Consider the following 25,094-nt stretch of genomic DNA (forward strand, 5'->3'; position numbering starts at 1 on the left):
CCGGCGATGGGGTTGGGATTTTCGCCGTTAGCGCCAACAATCCGGTCCTGAATGGCCTGCACGCTCGCATCCAACTCCTGGAGGTTGCTGAAGCCAAAGTCCATAAAGAAGGACGCGGTGGCGGCATTGCCGGAGCTGTCCAGGATCTGGACGTCGTGGGGGCCTTCACTGGCGATGGGGATGAAGATGCGGCTGGAGAAGACGCCGTCCTTCTGAGTGCGGCCGTTAGATATGACCACACCATCCACCAGCACAAAGTAGTCCCGGTTGGCCTGGAAGTTGAAACCCTGAATAATCACGTCCTTGCCGCCGGCGCCCGAGGGGGGCGATAGGAAGATGGATGGGCTAGGCATGAGACGCTGCCGCGCGAAGGCGATTTTCTGGTTGGAGGGGCCAAATTCGCCCAGGCGGGCGTCCGCCCAGACCATATAGACGTCCTCGTCAGTGGCGCGCATGGCGAAGTAGTCGCCGATGAAAAGGCCGCGTGGGAAGGCGCGGCTGGGATTAGAGGCAAAGTCCGACACCCTAGAATTGACATTCCAAGTCTCGCCGCGATTGGTTGAGGAGGTGTAGTAGATGTGGTAGCTGGCCTCGCGGCGGTCGTCGCGCATATCGCCCCACATGACATGGAGGTCACCGTTGGGGCTGACGGCGATTTCCGGGAAGAATTGCACTCTGCCGCTCTTATCGTCATTGACGACGGCGCGGCGGCTCCAGGTCGCGCCCTTGTCGGTGGACTTGAGGAAGTAGACCTCGCCATCGTCCTCCGGGTTCTCGGACGGGACGCCGGTGAAGACGATATACACCTCGCCGGCGGGGCCAACGTCGATTCTGGGGAAGACGGTGCCCCAGTAACGGAAGAAGGAGTTGCGGGTGAGGAAACCCGGCTCCAGGAAAAAGGAGGCGCGGACGGGGCGGTTGAAGCCCCTGCCGCCGTCGTTGGAGGTGGCGACGTAGATTTCCGCCAGGCCTTCGAAGGGGCCGTCGGCGGTAGTGTCGACCCAGGCGACGTGGACCGTACCATCGGGCGCGACTGCGGGTCGGCTGCCCTGGACGATGCGGCGGGTAGCGTCGGTGACCTCGGCGGCGGGTGTGAGCATCTGGCCGGCGGGGGTGAAGTAGGAGACCACGGGGCTTACTTCCACCGGCTGGGTCCAGGTGATGCCGCCGTCCCGGGAGGAGACCATTTCGATAACCGTCTCCAGGATGGGCGCGCCCAGGAAGGGAAGCTCGTCTATCCAGAAGACCTGCCAGGTGGAGATAAAGTTGGTGTAGGTGATGTAAATTACGTCTCTGTTCGGGTCCTTGCGGTCCGGCCCGACGGCCATCCAGGGCTTGTCCAGGAATCCGAAGGAGATGAAACCGCGGACTCGCGGGTCGTCGGGGGCGGAGGTGAGGCGGGTGCGTATGGACGCGGAGGCCGCGGCGATGGGGTCTTGCCAGTTGAGGCCGCCGTCGTCGGTGCGGGAGATGGAGATGCGGGAGATTTCGGACTGGCCCACCAGGGGGCCGATGACGAACTCCTCTACGTCAACAGAGATGTACCCGTAATAGGCCTTGCCATTGCGGTCGAACTCAATGATGGGGTCGCCGGCGGAGGCCAGGTCGGAGCGGGGATATTTAACCCTGGCGGGGCCTTCCCAGGTGGCGCCGCCGTCTATGGAAACGTAGGAGCTGAGGCTGGGGAAGCCGTAGTCGATCATGCCGGCGATGATGTGGTCCGGGTCTTTGGGGTTGACGGCCAGGTGGGGCTCGGTCTGGAAGGGGAGGTCGCCGAAGTCTTCGGATATGAGGACGTTGCGGCTGAACTTGGCGGAGGGGTCTCGGTAGGGGACCAGGGCCGCGCCTCCGCCGCCCTGAGCGCTGCCGGAGCCGACGCCGCTTAGAGCCTCTTTTCGGTCAAAAGACGAGAGGGCGGGGTCCTGGCCGCTGGCTACCAGCCAGGAGCGGCCTGAGAGCATCTGCGAGAAGGGCTGGATGTGAGACTTGAATTGGGGCATGAACTGTATCTGTTCTTCTTCTGCGCGGGCGCTGGAGGACTGGGTCATGAAGGCGCCCGTCAGGACAATCAGGGCGAGTATCAGGAGAAATGGTCTCATAGCCAACATCCAGACCTCATAGATTTTTACTTAGAGACGGGGAATTACACGTTCGTGATAAGATGTTCAAGCTCCAATGATGGCTGCCTGATTGGAAGATTAGAATAGCCAGTCTTGCGAGTATGGACAATACCTAGTCTAAATAGGGCTGGCGCGCAATCCTAATCTGAGTGCAGGGGAGTATAACATAGACCGTTGCTTACGCAAGTTTCTTCACAATTGGCTGGCGATGTCAGGGCGCGATAAGGATTGAGAAGAACTAACTGGATAAGGAGAACCGGGATGAGGGCAGTTTTATGGCCGCCGCTCGTTTTAGCGATAGGCCTGTTATTTTTCGCGACGGCCTGCACAGGCTCATCATCAAGCCCCACGCCTTTGGCCACTATGACGGCGACACCAACTCCCGTCAGCGCCGCCACGTCCACTCCAGTCCCTTCGCCGACAGCTACGCCTGTAGCATCACCCACCGCCACGCCTACGCCGACGCGTGGGGCGACGCAGCACCCCGCGGGCGCATTTGCCACCTTCAGCAGCGACATGTGGGGTTTTACTATGGACTACCCCTCCGGATGGGAGGTGATAGAGACAGGGGACGCGGCGCCGCTGGCGGTCATTCGAGAGCCTGGCGGATTCTCGGAGATATCGTTGAACGTGTTCTACCAGGCGGAGCGGTTTTCGCCCGCGGACGCCGCCGACGTGCTGATGCCGCAATTGCTGTCCTTGCCGGCGTTCAGGCTGATTTCAGAAGGGGACGTGAACCTAGCCGGCGGGGCTAAAGGGCGGCGGATTGAGTTTCGGATGCAGGTAGGGGAGTCGCTGGCAAAAGGGGTGGTGATGCTAGCGGTGCGGGGATCGCAGAACATGCTGGCGAGGGCGATTCTGAAGCTGGACGACCCAGCGGAGAAGCAGGCGCTGCTGGTGGACAGCATGCTGAGCCTGAAATTCCAGGAAGCCCGGCCTTTCGGGATACCTCGCAACCAGGCCCTGACGCTGTACCAGGACACGGGGCCGGTGACGCTGGACCCGGCCATTGCCCAGGAAAGCACGTCGATTAATTACATAACGCAGATTTTTGGCGGCCTGGTGAGCTTCGACAAGGACCAGAAGCTGACGCCGGACCTGGCGGAAAAATATGAGGTGTCGCCGGACGGCAAGGTGTTCACTTTCACTCTCAGGTCTAACGCCCGGTTCAATAATGGAAAGCAGGTCACGGCCGGCGACGTGAAGTATTCGTGGGAAAGGGCGGCGGATCCGGATACCCGGTCGCCGACGGCGCGCACGTATCTGGGGGATGTTATAGGCGTGAAGGAGATGCTGGCGGGGCAGGCGTCGGAGATATCGGGAGTGAAGGCGGTAAATGATAGAACCCTTGAGGTCACTATAGACAGCCCCAAGGGTTATTTTCTGTCCAAGCTGACCCATACGGCAGCTTACGTGGTAGACAAGGATAACGTGGCCCAGGACTCAGAGCTGTCGCCGTGGTGGGCGGAGCCGGCGGGGACCGGCCCCTTCAGGATACGGGCGTGGAGCCCGCTGGAGGCCATGGCGATGGAGCGGAACCCAATGTACCACCTATCGCCGGCTAAAGTCCCGTATGTGGTCTTTCGCTTCTATGGCGGCATACCGTCGCTGATGTACGAGGATGGGGAGATTGACCTGGCCCTGGTGGGCGGGGACGCGCTGTCGCAGATTCAGACGGGGCCTCAGGCGAAAGAGGTGCAGGAGGTCGAGGAACTTAGCGTGTTCTACATTGGCATCAATGTCAACAAAGCGCCCTTTGACGACATAAATGTGCGCAAGGCCTTCTACATTGTCATCGACAAGCAGAAGCTGATCAATGAAGTGCTGCAGGGAGTGGAACTGGCGGCCCACGGGTACATGCCACCAGGCCTGCCCGGACATAACCAGTCGCTGCCGGCGGCGGCGTTTAATCCGGAAGAGGCCAGAAAGCTTTTGGCGTCGTCCAAGTATGGAGGCGGGGCAGGTTTGCCAGACGTGGTATTTACCGCGCCGGGCGTTACTGGGCCGGACACGCTGACGCTGGCGCTGCTGGATATGTGGCGCGCCAACCTGGGCGTGCGGGTGCAGGTGCGACTGGTGGACCCGAACATCTACTACTATGTGATCCAGCAGAACGTGGACCATCTGTATAACTACGGCTGGATAGCGGACTATCCGGACCCGCAGAACTTCCTGGACGTGCTTTTCCACAGCGGCGAGGAGAATAACGTCGGCGGCTATGCCAATGCCAGCGTGGACACGCTGCTGGATAAGCTGCGCACCGAGACAGACAACGAGTCGAGGCTGCGGCAGTACCAGGAGGTGGAGAAGATGCTGCTGAACGACTTGGCAGGGATGCCGCTTTACTTTGGACGGTCGTTTTACCTGGTGAAGCCTTACGTGCTGGGGTTCACGAAGAATGCCCAGGGGATGCTGGACCTGAAGCTGGTGGAACTGGGGAGGGTCTAGAAATAAAAAAGTGGTCGGGGCGATTGGACTTGAACCAACGACCCCCTGCACCCCATGCAGGTGCGCTACCATACTGCGCCACGCCCCGACGAGACCTGAGTATAGCACAGGCCGTGCCTGGTAACAAACTTGCATTGCGCCTGTCGGACTTGAACCAACGACCCCCTGCACTCCATACAGTCGCCCTCGATGGGAATGGGCCGCGGCATCTGCTAGAGTGGACAGATGAACACAATTCCTGAACCAGCATCAATACAACTGAACTCCAGCAGCATTGTCTTTAAATGGAAAGACGGCCACGAGAGCGTATTCGGGCACCGCTTCCTGCGCCTGCGATGTCCGTGCGCGCAGTGCGTGGAGGAGTGGACGGGCCGTCCTCTGTTGAATCCGGACAAGGTGCCGCAGGACATGCGCGCACTGGACTCGATACCCGTGGGGAGCTACGCAGTGCAGTTCCTGTGGAGCGATACGCATTACACAGGCATCTACACGTTCAAGTCGCTGAGAGCGTGGTGTCCCTGTGAGGTATGCGTCGCGGAAGCGGAAAGCAAGGCGTCCTGAACGGCCGTGGGGTTCTCAGAGCAGCTAAGGGTCGAATCGGCGCCTATCTGGAATAGAATTTTCCGACATCCATTCCTGAGCGAGATTAGAAGCGGAAAGCTGCCGGTAGAGAAATTCCGGTATTTCCTGATTCAGGACTACCTGTACCTGGAGGGCTTTGGGCGGGCGGTGGCGCTGGCGCTGTCTAAGGCGCCGTCGGAGTCGCTGGAGGGGTTGTCCAGAAGGGTGACGACGCCGATGGAGAGGCCGCTGCATCGAAAGCTTATGCCGCTGGCGGGGGTGTCGCTGGAGGAGGCGGCCCGGGCCAAGCCGTCGCCGACATGCCTGGCTTACGTCAATCACCTGCTGCGGTGCGCGACGGAGGGGAGTTTAGGAGTGGCGGCGTCAGCGCTGCTGCCGTGCCCGTGGACATACCATTTGCTGGGTGAGCATGTGGGGAGGGTGGAGTATCCCGTGTACGGACCATGGTCGGAGATATACGCCGGCGGATTTCTGGAGGAGAGCGTGAAGGCATGGCGGGGGTTTGTGGACGGGTCGGCGGAGGAGGCGTCGGAGGAGGAGCTGGAGGCGATGCGGCGGGCGTTTATGGTGAGCAGCCGGTACGAGTACATGTTCTGGGACATGGCGTATGGCATGGAGGAGTGGGCAACATAGGGCAACCTTTGTTGTATCCCATTGACCACTAATCTAAAATAGTAATGCTGCGTCCCAGTAGCTCAGGTGGATAGAGCGGCTGCCTTCTAAGCAGTAGGTCGCGGGTTCGAATCCTGCCTGGGACGCCATTTTTATTGGTATAGGAAGCCTGGTGGGCTACCAGAAAGGGGATTGAAGAGCGCAAAGCGCTCTTTGGAGTCTTTATGAGTAGCCTTAAATTAGATTTCAATCTCAAGCACCCTGAAATAGAAATCCAACCGTCAGCAGAGTCCGGGGACATACTGGGTCTTGAAGCCCAATTGGGTATAGAACTACCTCCCTCCTATAAAGAATTTGTAACTAAATACTCCAATGGCCTCTTTGTGGATATTGGTAATGCATTGACTCTTTTCCCATTATTTCCAAATAAGTTCGAGGAAAATCAAGACTTCACTTTATCAGGTAGCAAGAAACTTTTCGCAGAGATTGAGGAGGTTGGCTCTGAAGGTTTTTTGCCATTTGGAATGAATGGCGTTGACTTCGAAACCTGGGCCTTTTATACGAGTGTCCGATTTAATGATGGAGAGTATCCTATCATCCTTCTTCTCCCGGGAGCGTGCTTACTGCCAAGATTTACATCCTTCCTAGGCTTTCTAAACTTCACAGTTAACTGGTTGATACTAACCGACCTTGATAAAAAAGAAGACTTCTACTCCAAGAAATGGAAAGAATTATATAAGAAATACGATCCTAGAATGAAGCCTATACCAGTGGATGAGGATTATGAGAACTGTGCCAGTGTCTCGATTTTAGCTCGAAAGATGAGGGAGTTAGTGAACATCAAGTAGAACTGACTTTATCTACTTGCGCCCCTTCCGCGCCCGCTCCGCCACCTTCCGCACCTCCTGCGCCCGCTCCATCCCCGCCACCAACGACGACTCCTCGGTTTCAATCACCACCACACCTTCCAGCCCCACCAGCGCCACCCTTCCACCGCCTCGGTTTAACACCAATGAGTCCTTGACCCCTTCTAGCACCACGTCGCCCTCCACGGCATTGCCGTTGGTGTCTTTGTCCCGCGCTTCCCAGACGGCCTGCCAGGAACCCAGGTCGCTCCAGCCGACATCCAAGGGGACGACGGCGCAGGGGGCGCCGTTGCACTTGGGCGCCTTCTCCATGACGGCGTAGTCGATGGAGTCGCTGGGGCAGGCGGAGAAGGCGGGTTCGTGGGGGCGGAAGAGGGCGGCACGGCGGCGGCCGTTGTCGACGGCCTGGCGGCAGGCGGCGAGGATGTCTGGGCGGTGGCGTTGGATTTCGGCCAGCCAGGTGGATGAGGCCATGAAGAAGATGCCACTGTTCCAGAGGTACTTGCCAGAGTTTACATAACTCTCAGCAGTTGGCAGGTCAGGTTTTTCGACAAAGGACGACAGATTGAGGGCGTCATCAGTATCTTTGGAGAGGGGCTTACCTTTAAGGATGTAGCCGTAGCCGGTGTTGGGGCCAGTGGGGACGATGCCGAAGGTGACGAGGTGGCCGGAAGCTGCGAGACTTGCGCCTACCTTAACCGCTCGCTGGAAGGCCTTTGTGTCCTTGATGACATGGTCGGCGGGCATGACGAGGAGCGAGTCGTCGGGGTCGGACAGCAGGGCCGCGAGGGTAAGGGCAGGGGCGGTGTTTCGGCCCATAGGCTCCAGTGCCACCAGGCATGGCCGGACGCCGACATCGCGGGCCTGGTCCAGGGCCAGGGCGCGGTGCCGTCGGTTGCAGACGATGATAGGGGCATTGACGCCTCGCAGGCCGCGAAGCCGGAGCAGGGTCTGTTGATAGAGGGTGCGGCGTCCGACGAGGGGTATGAACTGCTTGGGACGCGCTTGTGTGGAGAGGGGCCACAGGCGGGTGCCGGCGCCGCCGCAGAGGACTACGGGCTGCAGGGCCATGTTAACCTCAAGGGTATGCTTGGCCGATTATAGGCACGCCTGGCTACCTTGTAAAACGAAAAAAGTTTCATTAAAGTTGTGTGTTGAGACGGACGGAAGACACCTTAGACGGCGTCGAGAAGAAAACGGGCGTCTGCAATTACGCAGGAGGTCTAAATGGCCAGCTATCGAGTTATCTCGTCGGACTCACATATAATCGAGCCGCCAAACCTGTGGACGGACCGCATGGACAAGAAGAAGTGGGGCAGCCAGATACCCCACATGATTAAGGGCGGCGACGTCGACTGGTGGGAGATGGGGAAGACGAGGATGGCGACGGTAGGCGCGGTAACCCAGGCCGGGCTGCGCTTCGAGCGGCCCCAGGACATCAAGCAGGAAGGCACCTGGGACGCGGTGCGTCCCGGCGCGTACATCCCCGCCGAGCATATCAAGGACATGGACGTGGACGGGGTGTGGGGCGGGCTGGTGTACCCGTCGACAGGCCTGCCGCTATACGCCCAGGAAGACCCGGTGCTGCTGCGCGATGTGTTTGCCGCCTATAACGACTGGCTGGCGGAGTTCTGCAGCGAGTTCCCGGACCGGCTCAAGGGCATATCTATGATAATGCTGGAGGACGGCGTTCAGGAGGGCATCGAGGAGATGCGCCGCAGCGCCGACATGGGACTGGCGGGCGTCATGATCAGTTCCTTCCCTCGCAAGGGCCAGGCTTACAACGAGCCGATGTACGAGCCTTTCTGGGCGGCGGCGGAAGAGCTGGAGATGCCAGTGGCCCTGCACGTGACCACTAATCGTCCAGGGTGGACGCAGGTTATCAAAGACGGCAAAGCGGTGCAGACGGGCGCCGACCGGGTGCAGCACGACTACTACCCGAGGATGGACCTGTGCCACATGATCTTTTCGGGCGTCTTCGAGCGGTACCCCAACCTCAAAGCCGCCAACGTGGAGCACGAGTTGGGCTGGATACCCTTCTTCATCAAACGCATGGACAGGACATATATCGAGCGGCCCCAGGCGACGCCCCATCGATTCAAGAGTGGGGTGCTGCCCAGCGACTTTATGCGCAACAACGTGTACCACAGTTTCCAGGAGGACGAGATAGGCATCCAGCTCCGCCATTACATCGGTGTCGACAACCTGATGTGGGGCAGCGACTACCCCCACGCCGAGTCTACCTTCCCCAAGTCGCGGGAGATACTGGAGGACATCCTCAAGGGCGTGCCCGAGAAGGAGAAGGCCAAAATCGTCGGGGCTAACGCGGCGAAGCTGTACAAGTACTAGGCTTTAAGACCACGAGACACTACTTGCGGGGCGATGGGGTGAACATCGCCCCGCAGTCTTTTAGGAGGCTGCGATGACCATGACCAATCTATCTGGGAAGATACAGACGGTCCTGGGGCCGATTGACCCCGGCAAGCTGGGCGTCACCATGACCCATGAGCATTTGCTCATCGACTTCCGGTGCGTCTTCGACGAGCCGCAGGAGTCCAGCAAGAAGGCCCTGGCCTACGCGCCGATGCAGATGGAGAACCTGGGCTGGATCCGCTACAACTGGCGCAGCAACCTGGACAACCTTTCGGTTATCGACGAGGCCACGGCCATCGCCGAGGCGCAGCTTTACGCCCGCGCCGGCGGCAATGCCATTGTGGACGCCACCAGCCGCGGCATTGGCCGCGACCCGCTGGCGCTGGCGCGCATCGCACGGGCGACGGGGCTGAACATCGTCATGGGCGCCTGCTACTATGTCGGCGTTACGCATCCTAAAGACATGGCGAAGCGGTCTGTGGAGGAGCTGGCGGAGGAGACGGCGCGGGACGTGGTAGAGGGCGTGGGGGTTACGGGGGTAAGGGCGGGGATCATCGGCGAGATTGGCTGCTCGTGGCCGTGGCAGGAGACGGAACGGAAGGCGGTGCAGGCGGGGGCAATGGCGTCGAAACAGACCGGCGCGCCCATTCTTATCCACCCAGGGCGGCACCCGGACGCGCCCATGGAGATCATGAACGGCTTGCAGCAGTGGGGCGCGAGTCCGCCGCAGGTCATTATTTCGCACATTGAACGGACGATATACGACCTGCCGAGACTGAAGAAGCTGGCCGAGACTGGGTGCTACATCGAGTGGGACCTGTTCGGCCACGAGTGCTCCCACTATCCCTTCGCCGAGACCCACATGCCCAGCGACGCCCAACGCATCGACCAGATTGCGTGGCTGATGGAGCAGGGGTTCGAGAAGCAGATTGTGGTGGCGCAGGATATTTGCACCAAGCACCGGCTGGTGAAGTACGGCGGCCACGGCTACGCCCACATTCTGGAGAACATTGTGCCCCGGTTCCGCCGCACAGGGCTGACGGAGGACCAGATAAACATGGTGCTGGTGGAAAACCCGCGCCGAGTTCTGACTTTCAGGTAGGCTGGACATGGCATCACGCAAAGGCAAAATCCAGACCGTCCTCGGCCCCGTAGAGCCGTTACAGCTAGGCATCACTCTTACCCACGAACATCTGCTGGTGGACTTCCGGTACAGCTTCGTCGAGCCGGAGGACACGGCCCGGAAGGCTATGGCCCACGCGCCGCTGTCCATGGAGAACATTGGCTGGGTGCGGTACAACTGGTCGTCGAACATGTACAACACGCTATTAGATGACGAGCCGCTGGCGGCGAGGGAGTTGGGGTATTTTAAGGCGCGGGGCGGGCGAAGCGTGGTGGATGCGACGAGCGTCGGGATTAAGCGGAACCCTGGCGGGCTGGCGCGGGTCGCTAAAAACACGGGGCTAAATATAATCATGGGCGCGGGTTATTACCTCGCGCCGACGCATCCCAAAGACATGGCGTCGCGGACGGTGGAATCGCTGGCGGCGGAGACAGAGCGGGATGTGCTGGAGGGAGTGGACGGCACCGGGGTTAAGGCGGGGGTTATCGGCGAGGTTGGATGCTCGTGGCCGTGGCATGATAACGAGAGGAAGGCGCTGCGGGCGGCGGCCGCGGCGTCGAAACGGACCGGCGCGCCGCTGATGGTGCACGTGGGGCGGAATGAGGCGGCGCCCTTTGAAATCGCCGCCGAGCTGGAGAAGGCGAGGATGGACCTGTCGCACACGATTTTGTGCCATATCGACCGCACGGTGTTCGACAAGCGAAAGCTGGTGGAACTGGCGAGGACGGGAGCATATCTGGAGTTCGACCTGTTTGGGCATGAGGTATCGGGCTACCCGTTCACGCCGGACAAGTTTATGCCCAGCGACGGCGACAGGGTGGAGCGGGTGAAGCACCTGCTGGATGCGGGGTTTGCGGGACAGGTGCTGCTGGCGCAGGACATCTGCTACAAGCACCGGCTGGTGAAGTACGGGGGACACGGGTACGCGCATATTTTGGAGAACGTGGCGCCGAGAATGAGAAACGCAGGGGTCGGCCAGCCTGAAATCGATACAATGCTGGTAGAGAACCCGGCCAGGGCACTGGCCTTTCGCTAAGCTGCTCTGTTCTCTATACTGGCTAGCCACTAGTCAACGCGAAAACAAAACGCTCCCGGAGGTCCCTTGGAGAAGCCAGCCGTTACCCAGTACCCCGTCAGCAGCTTCATCGCGAGGCGGTGGAGCCCGCGAGCTTTTGACGGCAAGCGCCCGCTGGATAAGAAGACCGTCGGCACGCTCTTCGAGGCGTGCCGGTGGGCGCCGTCCTTTGGAAACCTTCAGCCGTGGCGGTTTGTCGTCGGGCTGAACTTCGACGACACGCACAAGGCTATCTTCGAGACGCTGACCGACGCCAACAAGCGGTGGTGCAAAAACGCGCCGATGCTGTTTATATCTGTGACGCGCCTCACCAAGCCTTCCGACAATACGCCATACAGCCACCCGCAACATGACCTGGGCCTTGGACTGGAAAACCTGTTCTTGCAAGCCGTGGACCTGGGCCTGTGCTGTCACCTCATGGCGGGCTTCTCCGTCGATAAGGCACGGGAGGCCTTTGGCATCCCCGAAGGCTTTCAGCCGATGACGGCAGGTGCGGTGGGTTATCCAGGGCGGCTGGAGGATATGCCGGAAGACTTGCAGAAGCGGGAGATGAACCCTAGAGAGAGAAACCCGCTTAACGCTTTTGTGTTCAGCAGACGGTGGGAGCAGCCTCTGAACCTTGGTTAGTGCATGACTGGTCCGTCCTAATTTTGTGGCGCCGATGCGGGGTTGTTAGCGCGGAGCCTCTTTTCGGCGCGGCGGGCGGCGGGTTCCATACGGAGGGGCCTGGGGAGGGCGCGGCAGGCGACGCGGGCGAGGGATATGTAGGACCGGAAGGCGGCCCTGACAGGCGGGTTCCACTTGAAGCCGTAGGCGTCGCGCAGCTTCGGGGGGAGGAAGCCTGCGGCGAGGACGTATATGGAGGGCGCAGCCAGCCAGGAGTACCAGCGGGCGGATAGCAGCGACCTGGCGAGAAGGCGGGATGTGGGGGATACGGTGATGACATCGCTCAATAACATATCCTGCACCCACGCCTGGAGGTCCGGCAGGGTTGGCGGCAGGTCTTGCTCGTCGATGCTGAAGAGCTGGGCCAGCAGCTTGCTTTCCTGATAGCAGCGCTCCCACTGCTGACGGGTGAGGTCCGGGAGTAAGGCGCGGTAGCCCAGGATGGCGGAGTCCACCAGGGTGGCATAGACCCAAAGCATGAGTTTCGGGTCGGCGGCGGAATAGCTGAGTTGTAGGTCTGAAGCAGCGCCGTTACTGTTGACTCTTGAGTGGACGGCATGAAGCCTCATGGCTGCATTAATGGCGGTCCGGGCATAGCCAAAGACCAGTTCGTTGGCGGTGCGGTGGGTGTTGAGAAAACGCTGCAGGGGCTTACGCCGGAACTGGCTGAAGTCGGCCACGCCCTGGGCGATTTTTGGGTGGGCGATTTGCATTAGCGCGGCCCTGACCATGGACAGGTTAATGACGGCCTCACTGCTGACGCGCCAGAGAACGCTTTGGGGGCCGAAGAAGCCCGCCGACGGGTCAGCGTGCCGGCGGGATAGGTCCTCCAGAAAGCTTTGGAATTCGGCAGTGGTGCTATAACGAGTCAGCGCGGTTCACCCCACATCCCGCAGGACTGAAGGGAAGTCCTGAGGTCTTAAAGATAGCTTAACCCCAGGAGTGAAGGCTATCAAATTGGCGGCCTAAAAATAAGGGAGTCCCCCATTTACCGAGGGACTCCCTTATCTGTGCTATCTAGCTACGTGTGGTCGGAGTCTGGCCTACTTATGGATTTGGACGTTGCCGCCGGTGAGCTTGCCGTCGCCGTTAAGCAGCACGCCTTCTACCCACATCTTGAACACGTCGTTCTTGCCAGGCTCGCCATTGTCTTCGACATAGGCCACGAAGGTCCTTCCATCAGTAAGGACGCCCGCGAACCAACCCTTGGTGTTGTTGTCGTAGACGGCAATGTGAGTCAGGGTGTGGGCGTGGAGGTTATCGGAGCCGTTGTGGTACTGAAGCTCGCCCTTAACCGTCCCATTCTTGTCGGACTGGACGTTGAACCCGCCGCGGCCGTTATTACCGAACCTCAACACGCCGGCGGTGATCTTGCCCGTGCCGCTTAGGAAGTCTACGACAAGGCTGTCGCAGTGACTGCCTGTGTCATCGTCGGTGACGCAGATGGTGACGGTCCTAGGGCCTGTCACAACGTACAGGTGACTGCCGGTGATGGGCACGCCGGCGGTGGAGTTGCCCGTACCTACCGGCGAGCCATCACCCCAGTCGATGCTGTAGGTCCAAGTGTCCTGAGTGCCGATGTCAGTGAAGCTGGCGCTAACGTTGAGAGGCGTTCCGATGAGGACATTCTGGTCCGCGCCAGCGTTGACTACGGGGGAGACGTTCTTAACGGTGACACTGGTGGAGGCTGAACCTGTGCCGGTGTCGTCGTCAGTGACGGTGACGTTCACGGCATACACGTCGGAGGCAGTACCGGTGGGATTGTCGTCCAGGTACTGGTGGCTGGCGCTGTAGGTCAGTACGCCGGCGGGCAGAGTTAGGGTGGTAGAACCCTCGCCCGCGCCCCAGCTTATGACCACGATGTGAGCGTCCAGAGTGCCGGCGTCGGTGACGGCGCCGCTGACGGTGACGCTGCCGTTCTCGTTAATAGTGAAGGGGCCGTTTACCGTGACCTGCGGGGCCACGTTGTTAACGGTGACACTGGTGGAGGCTGAACCTGTACCGGTGTCGTCGTCAGTGACGGTAACGCTGATGGTATGGGTGTCTGAAGGTGTGCCGTTGCCGGGCGACGCCCCGTCGTCCAGGTACTGGTGGGTGACGCCGCTGAAGGAGAGGACGCCCGCGCTAAGGGTGAGGGTGGTGTTGGCGGAGCCGTCACCCCAATTGATAACGACGGTATGGGTGTCTTCCACGCCGGGGTCGGTGAAGGAACCGGACAATGTGACACTGTCGTTCTCGTTTATGGAGGCGGGACTGACGTTCAGGCTCACGTTGGCCGGGGCCACGTTGCTCACAGTGATGGCGACAGCCTCAGTGTCTGAGCCTGTATCGTCGTCAGCCACGGTCACGGTTATGGTGTAGAGGTCGGAGGGGGTGCCCGTCGGGTTGTCGTCGGGGTAGGAGTGGGCGGCGGAGAAGGACCGAGCGCCCAAAGCCAGGGTCATGGTCTGGCTTTTGCCGTCGCCCCAGTCTATGGTCACAGTGTGGATGTCCTGAGTGCCGGGATCGCTGAAGCTGACGTTCAGGGTGGTGGACTGCCCTTCATTGATGTTAGCAGCGGTCAAGCTAGTGATGGATGGAGCCACGTTGTTGACGGTGACGGTGGCGCCGGCGCTGGCCAAACCGGTGTCATCGTCGCTGACCGTGACGCCGACGTTGTAGACGTCCGAAGCTGTGCCAGTGGGATTGTCGTCCAGGTACTGGTGGCTGGCGCTGAAGGTGGTCTGGCCGGCGGCCAGGTTGAGGGTGGTGGAGCCCTGGCCGAGGCCCCAGTTGATGACTACGGTAAAGGTGTCCGGAAGGCCAGGGTCAGTGAAGGAGCCATTCAAGGTGACGGAGCCGTTCTCGTCTATGCTGGCACCGTTCAGGGTAATGTTGGTAATGGTGGGCGCCACGTTATTTATGTGGACGTTGCCGGAGGAGACGGCGCAGCCGCCGAAGCCGTCGCAGACGCGGAGCTTGATGGGCTGGTCGTCGGGGCCGTCGCGGCCGGCGGCGGAGAAGACGGGGTTCTGGCCCGGAGTCTCGAAGACGCCGTCGTTGTCCAGGTCCCAAATGTAGGTCACGGGGTTGCCGTCAGGGTCGCCGTCCTGGCCGTTGAGGGCTACGGAGCCGCCCTCGTCAACGAAGTAGAAGCCTGCGATGGACTTGGGCGGGCGGTTGATGATGAAGTCGACGGCGGAATCCTCATCGCAGGCCACGAAGATGTCGAAGAAGCTGGGGCCGACGATGTTGGTCCCGGGAGGCAACACAACCTCGACGCGGTAGTCGCCGACGAAAACGTCGAAGAAGCTGAAGCTGCCGCCGGCGGAGGTGGTGTTGTCCACAATGGTGTTGTCAATCAAGGAGCGCAGGTTGATCTGTACGGGGAATGGGAAGGGCGCGCCGCCGGAGGTGGAGACCGTGCCACTGATGGAGCCGTAGCCTGCAGTGGCGGGGGTCAGGTAGATGGCTGCGTCGGACAGGCCGACGGTCTGCAGCCGGTAGTGGACACCGCCGCCGGAAGGCGTGAAGGTATTGGAGTTAATACGCAGGTTCCACTGGCCTGTGGAGGAAGCGGCGGGGCTGATGGTCTGGTCGATGCCTGGGGGCACCGGCGCGGTCAGGATGTGGGATGTAGAGGCCGCGCCTACAGGAGTGAAGAACTGGGTATCAACCGTGGCGGTGCCGGGGGAGGGCGGCGTGGGCACGTCGGTGCTGAACCAGCGCACACCCAGGGTCTCGGAACCGTTGACGTTGAAGAACCAGCGCACCGGAGCGTCGGCCTCAATGCTGGCCCAGGTGGGACTGTTTATGGCCGCCTGGCTGGCGCCATCTATGACAGCGCGCCAGTGGGGCTGAGTGCTGGGAGTGCTGGGAGTAGTGACCTTGATGCGGTATATACGTTCGGCCACAGTAGCGATGGAATCAGTGGCGCTAACCTCGGTGCCCGCTGCTGTCCCGGCGGGGTAGGAGGCGTTGAGGGTGGCCACCAAGCCGTTGGTGGTGGTGTCGTACACCTGGGCCACCAGGTTTTCCGGGTTCATGTTGTTGACGGAGTGCGCGTAGACCGTGAGGTCTACACTGGCGCCGGAGGCCTTGAAGAAGAGGTGCTCAGCGCCGTTGGACTGGGTGTTCATGAAAAGGGGCGTGCAGATGCAGCCTTCGGGGCCGTCATAGTCGATGGAGAAGTCGGGAGTAGGCGGCAGGTTGACCTGGACGATGGTGCTGTGGAGGGTGGAGCCGCCGTCCTTGTCGATGATTCTGCCCTTGACGGTGTGGCTGCCGGCGTCGTTGAACCAGCAGTCGGTGCTCATGTTGGTGCCGCTGCCAGCGTAGGTGGCGCCCAAGAGGTCGCCGCCGTTACAGTCGAAGGCGAAGTGTAGCCCCGCGGCAATGTCTCGCGATGAGGGGTCAAACTGAGGACCGAAGTTGATGGTGGTGGAGGAGCCCTCGGTTATGGGCCCGCTGTTGGAGAGGCTGGAGGTGGGGGCCACGTTGTTGACGGTGACCTCGACGGTGTCGCATCCCTGCGCGCCGTCCTTGTCAGTGACGCAGACATTGACATTGTAGATGCCGTTGTCGTTGTACTGGTGGCTCAGAGTGAAGGACTTGTTGGCCTGGTTGATGGGCAGAGGCTGTGTGCCGGTGCCGTCGCCGTAGTTGACGGTGCCGGTCCAGGGTGAATCGGCGCCGGGGTCGGTGAAGGAGCCACCGAAGGGGCCATCGAATTCGACGACGTATCCAGTGAAGAAATACCCGCTGCCTGGCACGTCGTTCCATTTGCCGGTAGGCGAACCTACTCCGAAGAAGTGGATGGCGCCGCCGGCGCTCATTCCGTCGCCGTTGGGTTCGCCAGCGTTCCAGTTGGTGTAGACAAAAGGCTCGCCGGTGACCCAGCCAAACCCGGAGCCAACCCAGGTGCCGCCGATCCAGTAGCCGTGGGCGAAGGGCACGCCGAAGGTGGCTGGAGGCAGGTTAGCGTTCAGGAAGCTCTGCTCAGCGCCGGAGGTGATGGTTACCAGGTGACCGGCGGAGCCGCCGCAGATGAGAGCCTGGGCCGCGGCATGGGCGCTGGGCCATGTGAGGCCGCCAGGGACGGATACCGATAGGTAGCGATGGCTGGTACTGGGGTCGGTGACTGCGCCGGCGCATGAGGGGGCATTGGTGTAGGTCTGCCCTTCATTGATAGTGGCGTCAGGCCCGGCGTTAACCACAGGCGCCACGTTGTTGACGTGGACTGGGACGCTGTTCTGAGACCCGTACACACCCAGGATGCCAATTCCGTTGTGGAAGGCGATGACCTGGGAGGATGGGCCAGCGTTGCCGGTCAAGAAAACTGAGCTGCCGTTGTTAAAGTAGAGCTGCGTTAGGCCGCTGGCCAATACGTGGGTGGAATTGACCGGCGTGACGCAGCAGATTCCGTTGTAGCCGCTGGTCTGGAATTGCAGGCCAAAGGCGCCAAGGAAGGTATTCCAAATGGCAGCCTCGCCGCCAGCACCGCCGCAGCAGCCCGTGCCTCCCCCCAGGTAAACGTTGCCGCCAGCGTTGACGTAGTCAATTAACACCTGCTGGTTGGGCGAGCCGGGGTGGGGCCAGGCGGCTAGGAAGACGCCGTCGTATTGCTGAAGCGTGGCGAGGGTGAAGGGCAGTCCGGTGTTTACGGTCCAGGTATGGCCCGCACCAGTCATGGTATTCGCCAGCTGAGGCCCTACCAAGCCGAAGTTGTTGGAATAGACCAGGAAGTTGCCCGTCCCGCCGCCGGTAAACCAGCTGGCTATGTTCTTGGCGAAGACGCCGGCTGCTCCGGGTATGGCGTTGAAGCCCTGCTCGGCAATAGTCCACTCGTCATGGTTGACCACGATGTGACCGCCGCCGCCCGCCGAGGAGCCGCCATCCTTGTCGGTCACTGTGACGCTCACCGTGTAGGGAGCGTTGCCGGGCTTGTTATCGACGTAGGTGTGATTTGCGCTGAAAGTGAGGACGCCGGGAGCTAGGTTCAGGACGGTGTTGGGAGAGCCATCGTCCCAATTAATGATGACGGTGTGTTTGTCTGGGGCTCCCGGGTCTGAGAAGGAGCCGTTCAGTGTGGTGGATTGACCCTCATTGATAGTGTTAGGCGTCGCCGTCAGACTGGTTATGATGGGCGCCACGTTGTTGACGTTGAGCTGGAAGGTGGTGCTTCTGGTGATAACGCCGTCAAAAACGTTGATAGTCACCACCTGGGTCTGAATGGGGCCGTCAGTGGTGTTGAAAGACCAGCTCCAGGCGCCCGGGCCGGTCTTGGTAACCGTGCCGATGGACGCGCTCAGGGTTAGCTGGGCGTCGGTGTTGTCTACGTCAGCGTAGGTGCCGCTGTTGTTGGCGGTCTGGCCCTCGTTAACAGTCACCGAGGCGCTGTTGCGGTTAATGGTGGGCGGGTCGTTCACGGCGTCGACCGTAATAGTCGCCGTAGCCACGTTGGATGTGGCGCCCTTGTTGTCAGTGGCCTTGTATGTATAGGACGCCGGCCCGTTGTAGTTGAGACCAGGCGTCACGTTCCAGCTATTTCCGCCGGGAATGACCACTGGGCTGACGCTCACCAGGTTGAGAGATACGATCTCTATCTGTATTGGATCGCCATTCGGGTCAGTGCATGGAGGAGTGCGGGATACGGTGGCGTCCTCGCTCATGCTGAAGGCGTCGTTGTTGCAGGTGGGTGGTGTGTTGGTTAGCACATGGACGTGGAACTGGGTGAAGGCGGCGGTGCCGTTGGACGCGTTCGTGGCCGTGATAGTCACGTCGTAGTCAAAGGGCGGGCTGGTGGTCGGCTTGCTCCACGACCACGTGCCGTTGTTGGTGCCGGTCTTGGTGACAGATCCCACCGAGGCAGTGATGCCCACGTTCGCCCCCGCCCCGCCATCGCTATAGGTACCGGTGTTGGTCGCCGCTGCCGGCTGATTCACGGTTACCGAAGCGTTGTCTGCCGCGACGGTCGGGAAGAGGATCGCCTCGGAGTTCGTCTCCAGACGGAACATCCCTCCGGACTGCCCACCGCCGTCGAAGACGATGAAATCGAGCTTGTGGTTTCCGGACAGGGTCACCGGATAGGTGATGGGGACCGTCCAGGGGGCGGCCAACTGCACGCCCACCAACTGGGGATCGCTCCCGTCCGCATTCGATATATAGATCCAGGAGCAGTTGTCGGCGGCGAGGTAGAGGATGAAGTCACCGTTCCCGCTCACCGGGGTTGAGTATCGCGTCCAGCTCTGCTGCTTGTCCCCCGGGGGACCTCCATACTGGGAAGTTAGACCGAACCACTCAAAGCCCGGCCAGGCGTTGATCCAGTCGGCGGTGAAGATGTGACTGACGGAGCTTTGGAACGAAGCCCCGTTCGCCACAAACGCCTTATGCGGGTTCGTCCAGGGCGCGTCGAGGCCCACCGCGGGGTTCGGCACACAGATCGTGCTGGGCCAGTTCGGGTCCTGGGGGTTGGGGGGTACGATCGCGTTCCAGGTATCCACGTGCGACCCGCTGGTGTAGACCACCGGCAAGGCAAAGACGCGGATGTTATCGAGGGCTGGACCGCACGCGGCGAAGGTTCCGCTGAGGCAGAGGGGTCCCGTGGTGAGGCTGGTGAAGGTAAGAGTTGTGGTATTGGAGTTCGCCGTAAAGTTGAAGGTCTCCGGCCACCAGCCCATGTTTGTTGCGGAGCGTCCCGCTGTGGCGAAGGTAGGTGTGGCCGATTGTCCCGCCGCCGACACCTGGAGCACCACGCCACCTCCGTTTCCAGGGTTGCCCGCCAGGTCGAAGACCAACTCGTAGTTATGCCCTACGAAGGTTGGGAAGCTCTGGCTTATGCTGCCGGGAAAGAACCCGTTCAAATCAAGGCTGTATGAGCCCTCACTGGGTTGCCACTCTGACGAGTGAACAACGTCCACATCCCCTGAATTTATAGTCCAGGAGGCGGTGGTGCCGGTCTCGAAGCCTCCATTGGAGATAAGGTTGGTGGCAGCCTCAGCCGGACCAGGCACCAGGGCCATGGTAACCGCCAGGACCATCGCTGCTAACAGACCCAGGACCGCTACATTAACTCTACGGGCCGCAAGTGTATACATACCATTAGTCCTCATAATTCCTAAATTTGCGGTTCCATCCTTGTTGCTCGCATCTACGACAAAAATCTAGTCTCCTGATAACCAGGGGCAAATCTTAATCACACAAAACCCACACTTCATAAATCCCGATAATTCTGGGGTGCGGTCTTGTAGGCAGATAGGGTGCCAGCACCCAATTTTCAGGTGGTGCCACCCCCCAAAGGGGTATTTTCGGGGGTGGTATAGGGCTAGCCCCTAGCTGGCTTTAAGGGGCAGTCCCAGTACGCCAACAAAGAACAGAGATCGCCCAGGGCAACTTGCCTAAGGAAGAGACGACTCCAGTCCGCCTTGTCGACTGGCAGCGACAATGGGAGTTGTGCGGAAGCCGCTTTTACTTTTGGGGGAGCACTTGTGACAGGTGTGGCCCGCCCGCGAGCAGCCGTGCGGCCTCAGTGCCTACCTGCCGCACAATCTCGCCGGCTGGCTCAATGCTCTTGATAAGGTCGACGCCCTCGCCGGCAAAGACGACTCGAATGTCGGGGTCGCCGTCCTGGGTGGCGCGGTTGTAGGCCTGGCGCTCGGCGTCCAGGTTGTCGGCCAGCTCGCCCTCGCGGCCCTGCCATTTTTCAAAAAATCGGTTCTTGATGGCGCGTCCGGTGAAAGGCTTGGGCCAATCATAGCCGCGAATAGTATCGAATATGCGGGTACGAACCGTGTCCTGGGCGGTGGCCTGAACGATTCGCTCCTTGATGCGGCGGTGGCCCAGGGCTTCGTCGGAGGCGTAGAGACGGGTGCCCATGAGCGCGCCGCAGGCGCCCATCATCAGGACAGCGGCCAAGCCCCGGCCGTCGGCGATGCCGCCGGCGGCGAGGACGGGCGTGGGGTGGAACGCGTCTATGACGGCGGGCAGCAGGGGAAACAGGGCCTGGTGGGCGCCGTGGCCGCCGGCCTCCGTGCCCTGGGCGACGATGAAGTCCGCCCCGGCCTCCTGGGCCAGGCTAGCCATTTCGAGCGACTGCACCTGGCATATGAGCTTGACGCCTCGCTTTTTGATGGCGCCGGCGTAGGGCCGCGGGTCGCCGAAGGAGAGCATCACCACCGACGGCTTGTAGTCGAGGATGAAGTCGAGGGTTTGGCGATTGGTGTTCCAGGTGATGAGGCCCGCGCCCCAGGGACGCTGAGTCCGTTCAGTGACCTCGGCCAGCTCCTTAGCCAGCCATTCCCTGTCGCCGTGGCCGCCGCCTACAAGCCCCAGACCGCCGGCGTTGGACACCGCCGCCGCCAGCGCGCCGCCCGCGACGCCGCCCATGGGCGCGAGGCCGATGGGGTAGGACAGATGGAAGGCTTTGGTGAAGGCGGTGGTGATGGCCATTTTTGTCTCCAGCGCGGGTGTTGGCGCCAACAGCATAGGAGGGATAGGAAGAATAGGCAATGATGGCGCGTTTGCCTGACGCTGGCGGGAAATGCATGTACACATCCGCCGAGTTATTGCATGATGCCAGGATGGAGACACGAACCCTTACCGAGGGTACTAGGGCTATTGCCGGAGCGTGTCAGTACCTCATGCGCCTCCGCCACCCAATGATAGATTCCAAAGTGGCTAAAAAGAGAAGGGTTACGACCTAGGCAGTTACCCGAGACTTAGTAGTGGAAAACATTGAGGAACTGTGCCACATGGTGAACTCATAACGGCCTCGGGGCACCTATGCCATGGGGGAGGCGGAATTGGCGAAGCTAGTGACCCGCGACAGCATGATAGGGGTGTCTGAGGCGCTGGCGCCGGAGGGCGTGAGGGCGGGGTAGCAGATTTGGAATCGACTGGGCTGAACCTTGCCCACTGGATAGGGTACATAGTCGCAGCCAACTTGCTGCTCAAAGTTGTCTGCGAGGAAACCTAGGCTGCTGTTGGAGCCTATCCTCAGTTATAATCACGGCCCACTTATTTTTCCCAAGCCTGTCACTGAGCGCCGATGAGCGGCTGGTCAGGGTTGAACCCACCCAATGATCTCGTTCCTTTGAACTCAAGAGACAGCAGGTCGAGAACCTTAACCATCGTGTCGCCTTTCCACCCAGTCCCGATGGAGCGGGCGCTCACGTAGACATAGCGGCCGTCGGCGGAGAGGCCGAGCACGCGGACGTGGAGCCCGGGCTCAAGGTGGGCAACCTCGGTCATGGACTGGGCATCGAACACAGAAAGGCCGCTGGGGGGGACGTTGGGGTTTCCCTGAATTGAGCTTCCGAGCAACAGCCACTTGCCGTTGGGTGAGAGGTCAATATCGCTCACCGGCAGATCAAGCCGGCGAAGTTGGCGGAAATCGTCAGTGGCAATGATCTGAAGCCCCAGCGGCTGTTCGACCACAGCCTTAGTGTCTTTGTCCCACACGCCCTCAGTCCCGGTGACATATAGACGATCCCCGTCTGGGATAAGGACAACGCGCCGTGTGATTCCAGGGGCCTCTTTCGCATATGCCGGTCTGCTCACCCAGTCAAGCATACGGCTAAGTGGTGATTGGGGATGGATGATGTTGGCCTGTTTCAAAAGCTTGCCTTGCGCGAGGTCCACCACGGTCACTCTGTCTGTGTCTGCGTGAACGACGTAAAGCCGCTCGCGGTCCAAGTCCCACGCGAGGCCGGCGCTGTAATCTCTCAGTGGAGTGCCGCCTTCCGCCGGCTCCCCACTTACAACGAAGCCGTGTCTAACCCCCTCAAGCGTCACATCGGCCAGGACCCGGCCTTGCCCCACGTCCACGATCACCACGTGAGCCGTTGCTCCTATTCCCCCCAGAGCGCCATACATCGCCAGACGGTCGCCCGAGGGGAGCAATCGCATTTCCAATGGGTTGAAGCCGATGGGAAGCTCCGCCACGAGTGACAGCCTCTCGGTGTTAGGGTCGTAGCGGTGCAGCCTGTGGGTTAGAGGCTTGTTGGATGAGGGATCCATGAATATGACATACAGGCCGGTGTTATCCTCACTGAAGGTTGGGAGGTAAAACTCCGTCATGCCCGCCGGAACAACCTTCTCCGTCCAAGAGACAAGGTCTACCACGTGAAGACGCCTTTCCTCTGGCGTGTACGGCGTGCAGTTCCGCCTGCCCCCCTCCTCTGTACAGATTTCTCGGTCGGCGGTAGCAAGGTGCCAACCGACGACGGCCACCATCCGTCCGTCCCGACTCAGGGCGTACGACCCGGAGCGGCCCTCCCAACCGAGATCCAACGGGGTGTAACCTTCTACATCGCGCAGCGTTACGGGGTCCACAGGGCGGACTGCCATGGTATGGCGGGTCCGCTCCCCTCCCGCTATCTTTTCGTGAACGACATGCGGAACCAACAAGAGCACCCTGGCAGCGGGCTCATTGCGGATCGGGGATAAGGTCGGCGTCGGCTGCTTAGTGGCTGTGGGAGATGAGGTCGGGGTCGGCTGCTCGGCGATTGTGGGAGACGGGGTAGTACCACGGCCCTGAGGGCTGCCACACGCGAAGGCAAGGATGGCTACCAAGGCCAGCCCCAAGGCTAATGGTGTTACCCAACGTCTCATCACACCACCTAGTTACACTTCAATCCACCCCATATACAACTGAGATAGCGAAGAGGTTCCATTTTTACACTGCCTGCGGATAGAGGTTTCAAAGTTGGGAACGCCCAGAAAGTGCCCCACGCCCGCAAGTAAAGGGGAAGCTACCCCCACACTTTTCGTAAAAACAATGGCTTGGGAGGCCGTCCTGTATAGAATCAAGAACTTTTGAAATGGGTCTTCGCGCACTAAGTATAACACGGGACACGCCGCCGTAGCCCCGCCACGACTCCTGTGCCAACCAGAGGTCAAGGGCGGCGTGTCCCGCCGTTTTGCTGTCCCGGTTTTCCAGGGTAGGCTGAGGGGTCTACAAACTAATGCGCCGCCTTGCCTCGGCATAGAGCGGGTCGTCGCGGCGGAAGACATCGGGGTTCTTGCCTTTCGCCAGCGCCACGTAATAAGTGAACATCTGCAAGGGCACTATGTAGGTCAACGGACTCCATAAGTCCGGCGTTGGCGGCATAGATAGCCTGTCCGAGGCCAGCTTTGAAAGAGTCTCATCGCCCTCTGCCGACAAGGCTAAGACCGGCGCGCCGATAGTGGAGAAGGCCTGGGCGATTTCGGCGGCGCGCTGGCGGCCTGGGCCTGGCGGGGCGATGAGGGTGAGGAGCGTCTTGGGGTCGCTGGAGAGGAAGGGGCCGTGGAGGAGCTGCTCAAGCTGGAAGCCTTCGGTTATGGTGTAGCTGGCCTCCTTCATCTTCAGGGCCACCTCGTAGGCCGTGGCGGCGTTGCCGCCCCATCCGGCAAAGTAGAATCTGCTGCTGCCGGCATAACGGTGGGCCAAGCGCTTTATTTCAGGCTCGAGGCCCAGGGCGGCTTGCATCGCCTCCGGTATCGCATCCAGCTCCGCTTTCAGACTCGACGCCTCTTTCTTGTCGCTGGCGCGGCCCAATTCCACCGACAGCAGCGCCAAGACGGCCAGGGCGGAGGTGTAGCTGATGGTGAAGGCGGAGGACTTTTCTCGTTCACAGGTCCTGAGGACCAGGTCAGCGGCCTCGACGGTTGGCTCGGCCTGGGTGCTGCTCATGCATACGGTGAAAGCGCCGCGTTTTTTTGCTATATCCAGCGCTTGAAGGGAGCTGCCTTTGGCGCCGGAGTGGGTGATGATGATAACCGCATCCGACGGCCCTAGAGGTGGCGTGTAGTGGGCGAACTCGAAGGAGTTCCACGCCTGCACTCGGTTGTGCCAGCCGCCGGCGTTTCGCATCCAGAACTCGCCGATGAGGGCGGCGTGCCAGGAGGTGCCGATGCCTACCAGATGAATCCTCTCGCGGCTAAGCGTCTGCTCCGCGGCTTCCTTGACCTGACCGTTCGGGTCCGAGAGAAGCACTCCGACTTTTGCCGGCTGGCGCACGATGGCGTCGTGCATGTGGTACGGGTGGCCGTTGCGGGGCTGGGTGGTCATAAGCGGGAATTTCCTAAAGACGGTGTTTAATTACGGTGGGGCGTTGGTGGTATTTGTGGACGAGAGGATGTGCGGGGCGTGTCAGTAATATGGCAAGGGAGGATGCTGTCACAACAGATTCCTCGACTGCGTCCTTCCGAGTACAGAAGGACTACGCTCGGAATGACAGTTTCGCTTGTTGGTTGGCGTAAACATAGGA

At 60.6% G+C, this 25,094-nt stretch carries 15 protein-coding genes and 2 tRNA genes; 9 read left to right on the top strand and 8 right to left on the bottom strand.

The window, feature by feature from the left end; genetic code table 11:
• A partial coding sequence (locus FJ320_04700) for a hypothetical protein (protein MBM3925275.1) occupies nt 1-2,099 on the bottom strand: 2,099 nt, incomplete at its 3' end.
• A gap of 375 nt (nt 2,100-2,474) precedes the next feature.
• Between FJ320_04700 and FJ320_04705 the strand changes: the two genes are divergently transcribed.
• Nucleotides 2,475-4,568: a peptide ABC transporter substrate-binding protein gene (locus tag FJ320_04705; GenBank protein MBM3925276.1), complete on the top strand. Its 2,094-nt coding sequence runs from the start codon at nt 2,475-2,477 to the stop codon at nt 4,566-4,568.
• An 11-nt stretch (nt 4,569-4,579) separates the two neighbouring features.
• Here the strand turns inward: FJ320_04705 and FJ320_04710 are convergent.
• Nucleotides 4,580-4,656 (bottom strand) — tRNA-Pro (locus tag FJ320_04710).
• A 137-nt stretch (nt 4,657-4,793) separates the two neighbouring features.
• On the opposite strand from FJ320_04710, the gene FJ320_04715 reads away from it, so the two are divergent.
• The 4 genes from FJ320_04715 (at nt 4,794) to FJ320_04730 (ending at nt 6,610) form a co-directional block, all read left to right on the top strand.
• Nucleotides 4,794-5,129 carry a DUF971 domain-containing protein gene (locus FJ320_04715; protein ID MBM3925277.1) on the top strand — a complete coding sequence of 112 codons (336 nt, stop codon included), beginning with the start codon at nt 4,794-4,796 and terminating at the stop codon, nt 5,127-5,129.
• A gap of 6 nt (nt 5,130-5,135) precedes the next feature.
• Nucleotides 5,136-5,783 (top strand): thiaminase II, encoded by a 648-nt coding sequence (gene tenA / locus FJ320_04720; protein MBM3925278.1) that lies wholly within the window; start codon nt 5,136-5,138, stop codon nt 5,781-5,783.
• Nucleotides 5,784-5,834: 51 nt separating this feature from the next.
• Nucleotides 5,835-5,911: transfer RNA gene (locus tag FJ320_04725), tRNA-Arg, on the top strand.
• Nucleotides 5,912-5,986: 75 nt separating this feature from the next.
• Nucleotides 5,987-6,610, top strand: coding sequence for an SMI1/KNR4 family protein (locus FJ320_04730; GenBank protein ID MBM3925279.1), 624 nt, complete (start codon nt 5,987-5,989; stop codon nt 6,608-6,610).
• A gap of 12 nt (nt 6,611-6,622) precedes the next feature.
• On the opposite strand, the gene FJ320_04735 is transcribed toward FJ320_04730, so the two are convergent.
• On the bottom strand, nt 6,623-7,699 hold the full coding sequence (locus tag FJ320_04735; protein ID MBM3925280.1) for a mannose-1-phosphate guanylyltransferase/mannose-6-phosphate isomerase: 1,077 nt from the start codon (nt 7,697-7,699) through the stop codon (nt 6,623-6,625).
• Between the two features lie 156 nt (nt 7,700-7,855).
• Between FJ320_04735 and FJ320_04740 the strand changes: the two genes are divergently transcribed.
• The 4 genes from FJ320_04740 to FJ320_04755 all read left to right on the top strand — a co-directional run bounded on the left by FJ320_04740 (nt 7,856) and on the right by FJ320_04755 (nt 11,826).
• The gene (locus FJ320_04740; GenBank protein ID MBM3925281.1) at nt 7,856-8,977 is read left to right on the top strand and encodes an amidohydrolase; all 1,122 of its coding nucleotides are present in this window, start codon (nt 7,856-7,858) and stop codon (nt 8,975-8,977) included.
• Nucleotides 8,978-9,050: 73 nt separating this feature from the next.
• The gene (locus tag FJ320_04745; protein ID MBM3925282.1) at nt 9,051-10,103 is read left to right on the top strand and encodes an aryldialkylphosphatase; all 1,053 of its coding nucleotides are present in this window, start codon (nt 9,051-9,053) and stop codon (nt 10,101-10,103) included.
• A 7-nt stretch (nt 10,104-10,110) separates the two neighbouring features.
• Nucleotides 10,111-11,160, top strand: a complete 1,050-nt coding sequence (locus FJ320_04750; protein ID MBM3925283.1) for an aryldialkylphosphatase — start codon at nt 10,111-10,113, stop codon at nt 11,158-11,160.
• A 66-nt stretch (nt 11,161-11,226) separates the two neighbouring features.
• Nucleotides 11,227-11,826 carry a nitroreductase gene (locus tag FJ320_04755; protein MBM3925284.1) on the top strand — a complete coding sequence of 200 codons (600 nt, stop codon included), beginning with the start codon at nt 11,227-11,229 and terminating at the stop codon, nt 11,824-11,826.
• A gap of 17 nt (nt 11,827-11,843) precedes the next feature.
• On the opposite strand, the gene FJ320_04760 is transcribed toward FJ320_04755, so the two are convergent.
• From FJ320_04760 to FJ320_04780, 5 genes are all read right to left on the bottom strand, one after another.
• Nucleotides 11,844-12,596, bottom strand: a complete 753-nt coding sequence (locus FJ320_04760; GenBank protein ID MBM3925285.1) for a DUF2236 domain-containing protein — start codon at nt 12,594-12,596, stop codon at nt 11,844-11,846.
• A gap of 312 nt (nt 12,597-12,908) precedes the next feature.
• On the bottom strand, nt 12,909-19,955 hold the full coding sequence (locus FJ320_04765; GenBank protein ID MBM3925286.1) for a DUF642 domain-containing protein: 7,047 nt from the start codon (nt 19,953-19,955) through the stop codon (nt 12,909-12,911).
• Nucleotides 19,956-20,310: 355 nt separating this feature from the next.
• Nucleotides 20,311-21,291 carry a nitronate monooxygenase gene (locus tag FJ320_04770; GenBank protein MBM3925287.1) on the bottom strand — a complete coding sequence of 327 codons (981 nt, stop codon included), beginning with the start codon at nt 21,289-21,291 and terminating at the stop codon, nt 20,311-20,313.
• A gap of 585 nt (nt 21,292-21,876) precedes the next feature.
• Nucleotides 21,877-23,076 (bottom strand): hypothetical protein, encoded by a 1,200-nt coding sequence (locus FJ320_04775; GenBank protein ID MBM3925288.1) that lies wholly within the window; start codon nt 23,074-23,076, stop codon nt 21,877-21,879.
• Between the two features lie 721 nt (nt 23,077-23,797).
• Complete coding sequence (locus tag FJ320_04780) at nt 23,798-24,895, bottom strand: SIS domain-containing protein (GenBank protein ID MBM3925289.1); 1,098 nt, start codon at nt 24,893-24,895, stop codon at nt 23,798-23,800.
• Between the last annotated feature and the right edge of the window lie 199 nt (nt 24,896-25,094).

The sequence above is a fragment of the SAR202 cluster bacterium genome, from assembly GCA_016872285.1.
Classification (GTDB): domain Bacteria; phylum Chloroflexota; class Dehalococcoidia; order Lucifugimonadales.

Excerpts from the sequence above, each read along its gene's own strand:
- FJ320_04730 (MBM3925279.1), top strand. The coding sequence starts at position 5,987 with ATGAGTAGCCTTAAATTAGATTTCAATCTCAAGCACCCTGAAATAGAA.
- FJ320_04735 (MBM3925280.1), bottom strand. The coding sequence starts at position 7,699 with ATGGCCCTGCAGCCCGTAGTCCTCTGCGGCGGCGCCGGCACCCGCCTG.
- FJ320_04740 (MBM3925281.1), top strand. The coding sequence starts at position 7,856 with ATGGCCAGCTATCGAGTTATCTCGTCGGACTCACATATAATCGAGCCG.
- FJ320_04780 (MBM3925289.1), bottom strand. The coding sequence starts at position 24,895 with ATGACCACCCAGCCCCGCAACGGCCACCCGTACCACATGCACGACGCC.
- FJ320_04765 (MBM3925286.1), bottom strand. The coding sequence starts at position 19,955 with ATGAGGACTAATGGTATGTATACACTTGCGGCCCGTAGAGTTAATGTA.
- FJ320_04775 (MBM3925288.1), bottom strand. The coding sequence starts at position 23,076 with ATGGTGGCCGTCGTCGGTTGGCACCTTGCTACCGCCGACCGAGAAATC.
- FJ320_04715 (MBM3925277.1), top strand. The coding sequence starts at position 4,794 with ATGAACACAATTCCTGAACCAGCATCAATACAACTGAACTCCAGCAGC.
- FJ320_04770 (MBM3925287.1), bottom strand. The coding sequence starts at position 21,291 with ATGGCCATCACCACCGCCTTCACCAAAGCCTTCCATCTGTCCTACCCC.
- FJ320_04745 (MBM3925282.1), top strand. The coding sequence starts at position 9,051 with ATGACCATGACCAATCTATCTGGGAAGATACAGACGGTCCTGGGGCCG.
- FJ320_04760 (MBM3925285.1), bottom strand. The coding sequence starts at position 12,596 with ATGGTCAGGGCCGCGCTAATGCAAATCGCCCACCCAAAAATCGCCCAG.
- FJ320_04750 (MBM3925283.1), top strand. The coding sequence starts at position 10,111 with ATGGCATCACGCAAAGGCAAAATCCAGACCGTCCTCGGCCCCGTAGAG.